The 13462-nt window shown below is 32.5% G+C and carries 13 protein-coding genes; 10 read left to right on the top strand and 3 right to left on the bottom strand.

Going from position 1 to position 13462, the window contains the following annotated elements:
- The first annotated feature begins 1 nt into the window (after window position 1).
- Window positions 2-691 carry an ABC transporter ATP-binding protein gene (locus KQH81_RS16695; RefSeq protein WP_027638402.1) on the top strand — a complete coding sequence of 230 codons (690 nt, stop codon included), beginning with the start codon at window positions 2-4 and terminating at the stop codon, window positions 689-691.
- Window positions 692-774: 83 nt separating this feature from the next.
- Here the strand turns inward: KQH81_RS16695 and KQH81_RS16690 are convergent, their stop codons facing one another.
- The 3 genes from KQH81_RS16690 to KQH81_RS16680 all read right to left on the bottom strand — a co-directional run bounded on the left by KQH81_RS16690 (window position 775) and on the right by KQH81_RS16680 (window position 1567).
- Complete coding sequence (locus KQH81_RS16690) at window positions 775-960, bottom strand: hypothetical protein (protein WP_027638403.1); 186 nt, start codon at window positions 958-960, stop codon at window positions 775-777.
- A gap of 263 nt (window positions 961-1223) precedes the next feature.
- A complete protein-coding gene (locus tag KQH81_RS16685) occupies window positions 1224-1385 on the bottom strand; it encodes a hypothetical protein (RefSeq protein WP_168971998.1) in 162 nt (53 codons plus the stop codon).
- A gap of 11 nt (window positions 1386-1396) precedes the next feature.
- Window positions 1397-1567 (bottom strand): hypothetical protein, encoded by a 171-nt coding sequence (locus tag KQH81_RS16680; protein WP_099335906.1) that lies wholly within the window; start codon window positions 1565-1567, stop codon window positions 1397-1399.
- A gap of 216 nt (window positions 1568-1783) precedes the next feature.
- Here KQH81_RS16680 and KQH81_RS16675 point away from each other — a divergent pair, with 216 nt between their 5' ends.
- The 9 genes from KQH81_RS16675 (at window position 1784) to KQH81_RS16635 (ending at window position 13385) form a co-directional block, all read left to right on the top strand.
- On the top strand, window positions 1784-2392 hold the full coding sequence (locus KQH81_RS16675) for an NUDIX hydrolase (RefSeq protein WP_230028516.1): 609 nt from the start codon (window positions 1784-1786) through the stop codon (window positions 2390-2392).
- Between the two features lie 33 nt (window positions 2393-2425).
- Window positions 2426-2563: a clostri-philic family protein gene (locus tag KQH81_RS16670; protein WP_168971997.1), complete on the top strand. Its 138-nt coding sequence runs from the start codon at window positions 2426-2428 to the stop codon at window positions 2561-2563.
- Window positions 2564-2712: 149 nt separating this feature from the next.
- Window positions 2713-6231 carry a pyruvate:ferredoxin (flavodoxin) oxidoreductase gene (gene nifJ / locus KQH81_RS16665; RefSeq protein WP_027638404.1) on the top strand — a complete coding sequence of 1173 codons (3519 nt, stop codon included), beginning with the start codon at window positions 2713-2715 and terminating at the stop codon, window positions 6229-6231.
- Window positions 6232-6492: 261 nt separating this feature from the next.
- Window positions 6493-7368 (top strand): ABC transporter substrate-binding protein, encoded by an 876-nt coding sequence (locus KQH81_RS16660; RefSeq protein ID WP_233429115.1) that lies wholly within the window; start codon window positions 6493-6495, stop codon window positions 7366-7368.
- The gene (locus tag KQH81_RS16655; RefSeq protein WP_074846480.1) at window positions 7361-8389 is read left to right on the top strand and encodes a FecCD family ABC transporter permease; all 1029 of its coding nucleotides are present in this window, start codon (window positions 7361-7363) and stop codon (window positions 8387-8389) included. Before KQH81_RS16660 ends, KQH81_RS16655 begins: the two co-directional genes overlap by 8 nt.
- Window positions 8390-8393: 4 nt before the next feature.
- Window positions 8394-9149 carry an ABC transporter ATP-binding protein gene (locus KQH81_RS16650; protein ID WP_074846477.1) on the top strand — a complete coding sequence of 252 codons (756 nt, stop codon included), beginning with the start codon at window positions 8394-8396 and terminating at the stop codon, window positions 9147-9149.
- A 12-nt stretch (window positions 9150-9161) separates the two neighbouring features.
- A complete protein-coding gene (locus tag KQH81_RS16645; RefSeq protein WP_074846474.1) occupies window positions 9162-9809 on the top strand; it encodes a Dph6-related ATP pyrophosphatase in 648 nt (215 codons plus the stop codon).
- A gap of 11 nt (window positions 9810-9820) precedes the next feature.
- Window positions 9821-11287, top strand: a complete 1467-nt coding sequence (locus KQH81_RS16640; RefSeq protein WP_230028514.1) for a cobyric acid synthase — start codon at window positions 9821-9823, stop codon at window positions 11285-11287.
- Window positions 11288-11354: 67 nt separating this feature from the next.
- Complete coding sequence (locus tag KQH81_RS16635) at window positions 11355-13385, top strand: penicillin-binding transpeptidase domain-containing protein (RefSeq protein WP_074846468.1); 2031 nt, start codon at window positions 11355-11357, stop codon at window positions 13383-13385.
- Window positions 13386-13462: the final 77 nt, after the last annotated feature.

Below are 13462 nucleotides of genomic sequence, written 5' to 3'. Positions count from 1 at the left end.
AATGAGTCTAATTGAACTTAAAAATATATGTAGATTTTATGGGAAAGATGATGCTCAAACTAAAGCACTTAACAATGTAAGTTTGACAATAGATAGTGGAGAAATGGTTGCAATTATGGGAACTTCAGGTTCAGGAAAATCCACTCTTTTAAATATAATAGGATGCTTAGACAAAAAAACAGATGGGGAATATTATTTTGATGACAAAAGGATAGATGAATATAGTAAAAATGACCTTGCAGAATTGAGAAACTCAGCTTTTGGTTTTGTAGTACAGTATTTTGCTTTGATAGATAGCTACTCGGTCTATGAAAATGTTGAAATTCCTTTAGTTTATAATAAGACTAAGGTTTCCAATAAAAAAGAAAGAATTAAGGAGACGCTATGTAAGTTAGGAATAGAACATAAAATTCATAAACATCCTAATGAACTATCAGGTGGTCAATGTCAAAGAGTAGCTATAGCTAGAGCTATAGTAAACAATCCTAAAGTTATCCTTGCAGATGAACCTACAGGAGCATTAGATCAAAAGACAGGTCATGAAATAATGGACATATTAAAAAAATTAAATAGTCAAGGAAAGACTATAATAATAGTAACACATGATCCTAATGTAGCAGCTTCATGTCATAGAACAATAATTCTTGAGGATGGAAAATTAAAGAACCAAGAAACTAAATTAAATTCTTAAATAAAAAATATAACTGGAAATAAATATTTCCAGTTATATTTTTTATTCTAATTTATAAAGATTAATTGTATATTTGAAAACAACTAAGTTTCAGTATCTTTATTTTTAACTTCATATTTTTTTCTAACGTCATATAAGCTTAAATCCCCCATCAAAAGGAGAAGCCCTAGTAACAAAACTAATATTGCTATAGGCCAAAAAACAATAATAAGTATGGAACCGCAGATCAATGTAGTACATCCAACAATTACATCTATTAAATCTCTCATTGAATTATTGATATTAATCAACCCCTTAAGAATTTTATGAAAAATTAATTTTTGAGATTTAATATAATGATAACATATTTTGTATAAAAAGTTAATTAAATATAGTATTATAAAATCCTATAAACTCAGCATTTAAATGTTAAGTTTATAGGATTTTTATTGTTTAAACATTAATCTATTTATTTATCATATAACCAACTTTAAATTATCTAGCTATACTATTCTTTGCGTAACTCTTCATTTTTCACTACGTAACTCTTCACTTATTTATAAGTAGTATGAGTAGATGGTTCTTCCTTTCCATAAGGACTTTTATTATGAGCTTTACTATTTACTTCATGTTGATAATTTGGTGATGTAATATCAGCGTGAGCTTTTTTATGTTTATTTTCACAATCACATCCGCAGCATTTATGATCACTCATTACTATCCCTCCTATTTATTATGAGATAATTTTGATCTCTTTGTGAATTTCTTTCCGCTTACATTGGAACCTCTTTTTTCACCATGCTCTATGGCTATTTCTGAGCCAGCTTCAGCATACATTTTTCTCATTTCAGCATTAGATTTTGGACGATCTTTTATTCTATTTTTATTATTATCCATTTAGAATTCCTCCCTCATTAAATATTTGGATTCCTTCTATAGTAGTTTCTCCGCAGAATAAAAAAATATTATTTATGAAAGCAAGAATGTTAAGGGTAAAATGTTTATAATTAAAATATAGAAATATAATTTAATTATTTAGATAATATTGGAGCATATGGTATGATAAAATATTTGTTATAATCAGACATTTAAAGATAGATAAGGAGAATTTTTATGGAAGAAAAAGAGATGCTAAAGATATATGATTTAAATTTAGAATATATAGATGACATTGAAAGAAATGAAGCACACCAAAAAGAACTATTACACGAAGTAGTTCATTGCTGGATTGTTGATGTACACGATGATGAACCATGGATTTATCTGCAGCAAAGATCTTTTTTAAAGAATGAGTTTGCAGGTTTATACGATATATCTGTGGCTGGACATGTGAGTTCAGGTGAAGAGCCAGAACTGAGCGTTCTTCGTGAAATAGAAGAAGAAATAGGATTAAAAGCTGAATTGAAAGATTTAAAATATCTTGGTTATGCTATAGAACATTTAAAATGCAAAGGATATTATGATAATGAACTTTGTAGAATCTTTATTTATAAAACTAATAAAGAATTAGATTTTAAGACAAATCAAGAAGTAGAAAAAATAGTGAAGGTTCCTTTTAGTGAATATAAAGAGTGGTTCTTAAAAGAAAAAAGTGATATTTGTGGTATAGATATAGAAAGTGGATCAAAAATAACTATAAGTTCAAAAGATATTTGTAGACATAGCGAGGAAGCAATTAGCATTCTAATTACTCATATTGCCACACATAAAAATTCTAATTAGGTAGCAAAATATTAGAGAAAGGATGTGTTGTATATGGTAAACAAACCTGGCGCATGCAACCGAGTACAAAAAGGTAAAAGAAGACAAAAGCTCCATGCAGATCAAAATAATGTAGGTGATCCTAAAAATAAACCTGAATATAAGAATTTTAATGGAGAACCAATAGAATAATTTAAAAATTTCTTACCCAATCTTCTCAGAAGATTGGGTATTTTTTATATAAAATAATATTTATTTTTATATTTACACATAATATAAAAAGTATAAATTATAGTAATTTAAAAATAATGAATAAAACCTATGAGGAAGGAAGGGAAGATATGAAACAGATGAAAAGCATGGATGGAAATACTGCTGCAGCATATGTTTCTTATGCATTTACAGAAGTAGCATCCATATATCCTATAACTCCATCAAGCCCAATGGCAGAAGTAGTAGATGAATGGGCAGCTCAAGGAAAGAAGAATATTTTTGGAGAGCCTGTAAAAGTAGTAGAAATGCAATCTGAAGCAGGAGCAGCAGGAGCTCTTCACGGTTCTTTGCAAGGAGGAGCTTTATCAACTACCTATACAGCATCTCAAGGATTACTTCTTATGATACCTAATATGTATAAGATGGTGGGAGAAAGACTTCCAGCTGTAATTCATGTAGCAGCAAGAGCTTTGGCAACATCATCCTTAAGTATATTTGGAGATCATCAAGACGTGATGGCAGCAAGACAGACTGGATTTGCTATGTTATCAGATGGTTCTGTTCAAGAAGTTATGGACTTATCTGCAGTAGCTCATCTTACTGCTATAAAATGCAGAATGCCTTTTTTAAATTTCTTTGATGGATTTAGAATTTCTCATGAGATACAAAAGATAGAGGTAATAGATCAAGAACATTTAGCAAAGCTAGTAGATTATGATGCACTTCAAAACTTTAGAGATAGTGCTTTAAATCCTAGCCACCCAGTTACAAGGGGAACAGCTCAAAATCCAGATGTATACTTCCAAATGTGTGAATCTATAAATAAACACTACGACGATATTCCAGAGATAGTAGAGCAATATATGAATGAAATAACTAAAATTACAGGAAGAGAATATCACTGTTTTGACTATTATGGAGATCCAGAGGCAGATAGAATCATAATAGCTATGGGTGCAGTGATGGAAGTTGTGGAAGAGACTATAGATTATTTGCGAGCTAGAGGAGAAAAGGTTGGTTTAGTCAAGGTTAGATTATATAGACCATTTTCTATGGAAAGACTTCTAAAAGTTATACCAAAGACAGTTAAAAAGATTGCTGTCCTTGATAGAACAAAAGAACCTGGAGCTATAGGAGAACCTTTATATCTTGATGTTATAAAGACTTTTTATGGCAAAGAAAATGCTCCATTAATTGTAGGAGGAAGGTTTGGATTAGGGTCAAAAGACCCAACACCATCTCATATATTAGCAGTTTATGATAATTTAAAAGCTGACAAACCAAAAGAAAGATTCACTATAGGAATAATAGATGACGTAACAAATTTATCATTAAATTCAAAGGAAGAAATAGATGCAGCACCATCAGGCACAACAGCATGTAAGTTCTGGGGATTAGGATCAGATGGAACTGTTGGAGCTAACAAGAGCGCTATAAAGATAATAGGAGACCATACTGACATGTATGCTCAAGGCTATTTCTCTTATGATTCTAGAAAATCAGGAGGAATAACTATTTCCCACTTGAGATTTGGTGATAGTCCTATAAAATCTCATTATGAAATAGATAAAGCGGATTTTGTAGCTTGCCATAAGCAGTCATATGTTTATACATATGATTTACTAGATGGATTAAAGAAAAACGGAAAGTTCCTGCTCAACACTATATGGTCAGCAGAAGAACTTGGAGAACATCTGCCAGGTAATTTAAAGAGATATATAGCTGAAAATAATATAGATTTTTATACCATCAATGCTGTAGATATTGCACAAAGAATCGGACTTGGTGGAAGAATAAATATGATAATGCAGTCCGCTTTCTTTAAACTGACAAATATAATTCCAATAGATGATGCAGTAAAATATCTAAAAGAAGCTGTTGTAAAATCTTACGGCAAAAAAGGCGATAAGGTAGTTAATATGAATTACGAAGCTATAGAAGCAGGAATAAACTCTATAGTAAAAATTCAAGTACCTGAGGATTGGAAAAATGCAGAGGACTCTAAGAATCACAGCATAGGTGATGTACCAAAATTTATAAAGGAAATATGTGAACCTATGAATAAGCTTCAAGGAGATAAGCTTCCTGTATCTACATTTATAGATAATGGAGCAGGTGATGGAACTTTCATGGCTGGAACCACAGCTTATGAAAAGAGAGGAATTGCGGTAAATGTACCAGAGTGGCTTCCTGAAAACTGTATTCAATGCAATCAGTGTTCATATGTATGTCCTCATGCTACTATAAGACCTTTCCTATTAAATGAAAAAGAAGCAGCTGATGCTCCAGAAGCATTTAAGCTTCTTAAAACTAAAGGAATAAAATCAGAAGATGCAACTGATTTTACTATAGCTATTTCACCTTTAGATTGCGTGGGATGCGGAAATTGTGTTGAGGTGTGTCCAGCACCAAATAAGGCGTTAATAATGAAACCTAAGGATAGTCAGGATGACCAAATTCCTTGTTGGGATTATGCTGTAGAAAAAGTATCGAAGAAAGTAAATCCAATGAAAAAAACTACAGTAAAGGGCAGTCAGTTTGAACAGCCATTACTAGAATACTCTGGTGCTTGTGCAGGATGTGGAGAGACTCCTTATGCTAAACTTGTGACTCAATTATTTGGAGACAGAATGATAATTGCTAATGCCACAGGATGTTCATCAATATGGGCATCAGGAGGAGCCGCAACAGCATATACCGTAAACAAAAATGGTCATGGACCTGCTTGGGCAAACTCTTTATTTGAGGATAATGCTGAATATGGATTTGGAATGCATATGGCATCAAGTACTATAAGAAAGAGATTGGAAAATAACATAATAAAAGCTATAGATTCAGACTTAAATAACGAAGTAAAGTCAGTTCTACAAGATTGGCTAGATAATGTAAATCTTGGAGAGGGCAGTAGAGAAAGAGCTGAAAAAGTAGAGAAGGCATTAGAAAATATAGATAATCCTATAGCTAAAGTTATTCTAAAAGATAAAGATTTCTTAATTAAGAGATCGCAATGGATATTTGGTGGAGATGGCTGGGCTTATGATATAGGATATGGTGGCCTTGATCATGTATTGGCATCAGGAGAAAACGTCAATGTACTTGTATTTGATACAGAAGTATATTCTAACACTGGAGGCCAATCATCAAAAGCAACACCAATGGCTGCAGTAGCAAAATTTGCAGCATCAGGAAAGAGGACGAAAAAGAAAGACTTAGGACTTATGGCTATGAGTTATGGCTATGTATATGTGGCTCAAATAGCTATGGGAGCAGATAAAAATCAAACAATAAAAGCTATAACAGAGGCAGAAGCTTATGATGGACCATCGCTTATAATAGCTTACTCAACATGTATAAATCAAGGGCTTAAGGGTGGAATGACCTTATCTCAGGAAGAACAAAAGAGAGCTGTAGATTGTGGATATTGGGCTTTATATAGATATAACCCAATGTTGAAATCTGAAGGAAAGAACCCATTCTCTTTAGATTCTAAAGAACCGAAAGCAGACTTTAAGGAATTCTTGATGAGTGAAGTTAGGTATGCGGCTCTTGCAAAGACTTTCCCTGAAATAGCAGATAAGTTATTTGAAAAAACTGAAGAGGATGCAAAGGAAAGACTGGAAACTTATAAAAAGATGGCTGGTCAATAACTTTACAAAGGGAGTCTATATTTCTTCTTCGAGTGTTAATGACTTTTGTATTGGAGAGAGAAATAAAGATGGATGAAAATAATAATCCTTAAAACTTTATTTTTTAATAAAATTTGATATACTAAAAGTAGTAATTTTTCATTATAAATTACTACTTTTCTTTTACTCATATATAATAAAAAAAATAAATTAAAGGTTTTAATGAAAACAATAGGAGGGGTTAAAGTGAGGATTAAAAGAAAGCATATAATATATTTTATAATGTCAATAATGATTATGGCATTATTAGCAGGATGTGGAGACAAGACTGTTACTAAAAAGGATAGAGAAGGTAATGAGTTTACTCAACCTAAAAAAATAGAAAAGATCGTATCAGCCTCATCCTCTAATACAGAAATATTAGCTGCATTAGGATTAGGGGATAAAATCATATGCACTGATAAATATTCAGATGATATAGAGGGTCTTAGAGAAGATAGAACCAAGATTGATTTCATGAATATAAATGCAGAAACAATAATTTCGTTAGAGCCAGATATTGTTATAGCATCTACAATGAGTAAGTCGGGAAGTGAAGATCCATTAAAGAGCATAAAAGACGCAGGAATACCAGTCGTATATATGCCAAGTAGCAAAAACTTAGATGGTATATATGATGACATAACATTTTTATCTGATATTACAGGAACATCTGAAAAAGGAAAACAACTTGTAAAAGATATGAAAAAAGATGTAGAGGATATAAAGAAAATTGGAGACACAATAAAAGATAAAAAGAAAGTTTATTTTGAGATAGGATCTACTCCTGGACTATATAGTTTTGGAACGGACACTTTTTTAAATGAACTAATAAATATTATAGGAGCTGAAAATATATTTGCTAATGAAACTGGATGGATTGCTCCAAGTGAAGAAAATGTTATTTCAGATAATCCAGATGTAATATTGACAAATGAAACTTACATACCAAATGCTGTAGAATTAATAAAGCAACGTCCAGGCTGGGAAAATGTTAATGCAATTAAAAACAATAAAGTATTTTTAATTGACCAAAATTCATCATCTAGATCAACACAAAATGTTGTAAAAGCTTTAAAGGAAATGGCGAAAGCTATATACCCAGAACAGTATGAATAGGAAACTAAATAAATCACTAAAATTACTGCTAATCCCCGCAGTAATTTTAGTGATTTTTATGGGAACTTCTATTGGAAGCTCCTATATAAGTATAGGCGAGGTTATATCCATAATAGGGAATAAGCTTTTTAATTTACCAATTATGAAGGGGATAGAGCCAAAGGACGTATCAATAATATGGGTTATAAGATTTCCAAGAGTGCTTTTAGCATTTTGTGTGGGAGCAGCTATTTCAGTAAGTGGAGCTGTAGTTCAATCTATTTTAAAGAACCCATTAGCATCACCATTTACATTAGGAGTTTCTTCAGGAGCATCTTTAGGGGTGGGAGCGTATATAATACTAGGAATATCAATACCTGTTATAGGAAATTTAGCATTGCCTGTAATAGGATTCATTTCAGGCGTTATCACAGTATTCGCAGTTATAACTTTTTCTAATAAGGTTGATAGAAGTCTTTCTAATAGTACGATAATCTTGGCAGGAATGGTGTTTTCTCTTTTTACTAATGCGATACTTACAACTATTTCTGCATTATATAGCGAAGATATAAAAACGATAACTATGTGGCAGATGGGATCTTTCTCTATGAAGGGATGGTCATATCTTGCAATGGGGATGCCATTTTTCATTATAGGCATATTGATTGTTTTAAAATATTGCAGAGAAATGGATGTTTTAAGTTTTGGAGAGGAACAAGCCAAGTCTGTAGGAGTAGAAACGAAATCAGTGAAAAAAATATTATTTACAGCTACAGCACTTTTAACAGGTACTTCTGTAGCATTAAGTGGGACTATAGGATTTATAGATCTTATAATCCCTCATTTAGTAAGAAAGATTTTTGGATCAAGACATAAGGTGGTAATACCTATGTGTATGGTACTTGGAGGAACTTTAATGGTTGTGACAGATATGGTTGCTAGAACTATAGCAGCACCATCAGAACTGCCAATAGGAGCAATAACTGCAATTATAGGAGCTCCATTCTTTGCGTACTTATATTTTAACAGGAGAAGTAGGTGATTAGGTGCTTGAGATAAAGGATTTATATTGCGGATATGATGGAACTGATGTTGTTAAGGGAGTCTCCTTTAAAGTAGAACCTGGTCAGAATTTATCTATAGTAGGACCAAATGGCTGTGGAAAGACGACTTTGTTAAGAGCTATTGCAAATCTTATTGATTATAAAGGTATTGTAAAAATAGATGGTGAAGAAGTGAAGCATACCAAAAGAAGAGAACTAGCTAAAAAAGTAGCGCTTATGACTCAAACTTCAGAAATTTATTTTCCTTATACAGTTTTTGAGACAGTTGCTTTAGGAAGGTATGCACACATTCAAGGAGCATTTTCAACACTTTCTAAAAAAGATGAAGAGAAGGTCTTAAGCTGCATAGAAACTGTAGGGCTTTTGGATTGCAAAGATAGGGTTATAAATGAATTATCAGGAGGACAGCTTCAAAGGGTTTACCTTGCAAGGGCATTTGCTCAAGATCCTGACATTCTTTTATTAGACGAACCTACTAATCATTTGGACTTAAAATGTCAGATAGAAATTTTAATGTATGTAAACAAATGGATAAAGGAGAATAACAAAACTGTCATAGGAGTTCTACATGATTTGAATTTAGTTCAGATGTTTAGTGAAAGTATATTGATGCTTAAGAATGGTAAAATAGTATCTTTAGGCAATGCAAAAAGTGTTTTAGAGAAAGAAAAACTAGAATCTGTTTATGGAATAGATATAAAAAGTTTCATGATTGAGGCGCTAGAAAAATGGAAATAGGAGAGATATGCTATGGGCAAAAAATTTATTATGTCATACAGCTGTGGAAAGGACAGTACTCTTGCATTATATAGAATGATAAAAGAAGGGAATACTCCAGCAGGTCTTTTAGTTACTATAGATAAGGATAAAGATAAGAGCTGGTTTCATGGAGTACCACGAAATATTCTTAATGAGGTATCAAAATCATTAGATATTCCGCTTATACCAGTTGAATGCGATGGTAATCAATATGAAAAGGTTTTTGAAGAAGTTCTACGAAGTCAAAGAGATTTAGGTGCTGAAGCATGTGTATTCGGAGATATAGACATAGAACATCATAGAGCATGGTGTACTGATAGATGCGAAGCTGCGGTAATGGAAGCTATATTTCCATTATGGCAAGAAGACAGAGAAAAGTTAACTTACGAATTTATAGACAGTGGATTTAAAACAGTTCTTAAAAATGTAAAGTTAGAATTTTTAGGGGAAGAATTCTTGGGAGAAATTCTAACAAGAGAGCTTGTAGCGAAAATAAAGAACACTGGAGCAGACCCATGTGGAGAAAATGGGGAATATCATACATTTGTTTTTGATGGTCCTATCTACAATTACTCAATACCATTTGAAATTCAAGAAAATACTATAACAAATGATTACGGATATTTAAATATAAAATAGGAGGAAAAACTATGGGTACAAAAAAGATAATGTTTCTTGGAACTGCTTCTTCAGTAGGAAAAAGTACTGTTGCTACAGCCTTTTGCAGATATTTCAAAAGAAAAGGTTATAATGTAGCTCCATTTAAAGCATTAAACATATCATTGAATTCCTTTGTAACTAAAGATGGAGACGAAATTGGAAGGGCTCAAGTTGTACAAGCTGAAGCATGTGAAATAGAGCCTAAAGAATATATGAACCCAGTTCTTATGAAACCAAGCGCCGGATATAAAACTCAAGTTATAGTAAGAGGAAAAGTACATTGTACCATGGATGCTTACAAATATAGAGAGCTAAATCCTTATTTAAGAACCATAGCCAAAGAGGCTTTTGATGACATATCAAAAGATTATGATGTTATAGTTTTAGAAGGTTCAGGAAGCTGTGCTGAAATAAATTTAAAAGATACAGATATAGCAAATATGAAGATGGCTGAAATGGCAGATGCCCCAGTAATACTAGTAGCAGATATAAGCAAAGGAGGGGTTTTTGCATCTATAGTTGGGACTATAATGCTTTTAGATGAAAATGAAAGAAGCAGAGTAAAAGGAGTTATAATAAACAAATTTAGAGGAAGAAAAGAATTATTTGAAGGTGCTATGAGACAGATAGAGGATATAATACATATACCTGTTTTAGGGGTAATGCCTCATGTGGAACTTGATATAGAAGAAGAGGATGCAGCTACTGAAAATATAAGAAACACAAAAGGACAAGGCGTAGATGTGGCTGTAATAAGGCTTCCTCATATGTCAAACTTTACAGACTTTAATTCTTTAGGAAAGATAAAAAACGTGAATGTTAGATACGTAGAAAATCCAAAAGATTTAAGCGGTGCTCATATGATAATAATTCCTGGAAGTAAAAATACTATTGATGATTTAAATTTTGTAAAGAATAGCAGGTTTAAAGAGGCTCTAGTCAAAGCAAAAGAAGATGGAATGTTAATCTTAGGGGTATGTGGAGGATATCAAATCCTAGGAAAAAGGATAAGCGACCTTGAAGGGGTGGAAGGGGAGCCAAGAGTAGAAGAAGGTCTTGGGTTCTTGGACATGGAAACAACATTCAATAAAATAAAAAATACCAGACAAATTAAGGGTATAGATTGCAATGGAAATGAAATAACTGGTTATGAAATACACAATGGAGAGAGTTCTCCTCTATGTCAGGAAAACATATGGATAAAGGGAGAGGATGGAAAGGTTCTTGGAATGAAGAGTCCTGATGGAAGAGTCCTAGGAACATATATACATGGATTATTTGATGAAGGAGACTTCGCATTAAAATTAGTGAATGAAATAAAAGAAAAACTTAACATGGATATAGAAGAAGAGATGAACTATAGAGAATATAAGATGATGCAGTATGATAAACTATGTGATATTCTTGAAGAAAATATCAACATGAATATGGTAGAGGAAATATTAGAACAAAATTAATATTTTTCATATAGAAAACATGATATATTAGAATTGGATATAAATAAAAATAAAAGAGGGGATATCTATGATAAAAAATAAAGGGGTATACATAGGTATAGCAGCTGTTTTAGGTGTAGTTTTAATAGGTGGAGGAATTTTCTTCATGACTAAAAAATCCGCTAATAAGCCTGAAGATGCTTTAAATGCGTATGTAGAACTATTAAATTCAAAAGATTATGAAGCCATGTATAACGCGATCAGCAATGATAGCAAAGAGAATATATCAAAAGAAGATTTTATAGCAAGAAATAAAAATATATACGAGGGTATAGAAGCACAAAACATAGAGATAGAAGTTAGCGAAACATCCAAGGATGGAGACGAAGCAAGCATAACCTATACTACAGATATGAACACTGCAGCAGGAGACATAAGCTTTCAAAACAATATTAAGACAGTAAAAGATAAGGAATCAAAAGAATATAAGTTACTATGGAATTCTCAGGCTATATTTCCAGAGCTTGGAGACAGTGATAAGGTTAGAATAACTACTAAGAGAGCTACAAGAGGAAGCATATTAGATAGAAACAAAAATGCCTTGGCTAAAGATGGGATTGCAGCGGACGTAGGAATAGTACCAGGTAAACTTGCAAATAAAGATGAAGCTATAAAAACAATAGCCGAGATATTAGAAATTTCGCCTGATATCATAAATAATAAACTTGGAGCATCTTATGTAAAAGACGATATGTTTGTACCTATAAAAGTAATATCAGCAAATGATGCTAGAGTAAAAAATCTTTTAACCATACCAGGAATAATGGTTAACGACAAACAGAGCAGAATATATCCATTAGGAGCAATAGCAGCGCATCTTACTGGATACGTCCAAAGTATAAATGCTGAAGAATTAGAAGCTCGTAAAGGGCAAAATTATAATCAAAATTCGGTTTTAGGCAAAGCAGGCCTTGAAAAATTATATGAAGAAAAGCTTAGAGGGATAGATGGTGCGGAAATATACATCACTGACAAGCTAGGAAAGAAAAAATCTACAATAGCATCAAGAGAGGTTAAAAATGGTAATGATGTTATAGTTACTATAGATAACTCTCTACAAACTCTTTTGTATAATCAATTAGAAAAAGACAAAGGTACATCTGTAGCAATGAATCCTAATACAGGAGAAGTTTTAGCTCTTGTAAGTGCTCCGGGATATGATCCTAATGATTTTGTTATGGGTATGTCTCAAGAAAAATGGGATTCATTAAATTCAGATACGAACAAACCTTTATACAATAGATTTCAAAGTAATGCTGTACCAGGTTCCGCATTTAAACCTATAACTGCAGCAATAGGATTAGATACTAAAACATTAGATGCAAATGCTACCAAGCCTATATCAGGTCTTAAATGGCAAAAGGACAGCAGCTGGGGAGACTATTTTGTAACAAGAGTTTCTGACTATGGAAGTGAGACTAACTTATTAAATGCCATGGTACATTCGGATAATATATATTTTGCTCAAGCTGCCTTAGACATAGGAAAAGATAAATTTGCAGAGGAATTAAAAAAGCTAGGATTTGATGAGAATTTACCTTTTGAATATGGAGTGTCAACTTCAAAATTTGCGTCAGATGGAGCTATAAAGACAGATGTTCAGCTTGCAGATAGTGGATATGGACAGGGAGAGATTCTTATAAATCCTCTTCACTTAGCATCTATTTATACTATGTTTTTAAATGGTGGTAATGTATTGAATCCATATCTTGAGTATAAGGATTCAATACAGGCAAAGATTTGGAAAGAGAATGCGGTTTCAAAGGATGCTGCTGATACAGTTTTAAATTCACTTATACAGGTTGTTGAAAATCCAAGTGGTACAGGCCATGAAGCATATATAGATGGATTAAAAATAGCAGGAAAAACAGGAACGGCAGAAATAAAAGCAAGCCAAAGCGATACAACAGGAACAGAGCTTGGATGGTTCGTAGCAATGACTACAAATAAGGGAAATAATAATCTCTTAGTAGCAGTAATGGCAGAGGACGTTAAAGATAGAGGTGGAAGTCATTATGTTATACCAATGGTCAAAAAAGCTTTACAGACAGTAAAATAATAAATTATAGGAGCGTAATGAGATTAAAACTTTTTTAAAAATTGATTTTAGTCTTGTTATAGCTTCTTATTTTTTAT

Source organism: Clostridium cadaveris (assembly GCF_020911725.1).
In the GTDB taxonomy this organism is placed as follows: Bacteria; Bacillota; Clostridia; order Clostridiales; family Clostridiaceae; genus Clostridium_X; species Clostridium_X cadaveris.
This window is presented reverse-complemented; position numbering and strand designations above follow the sequence as displayed.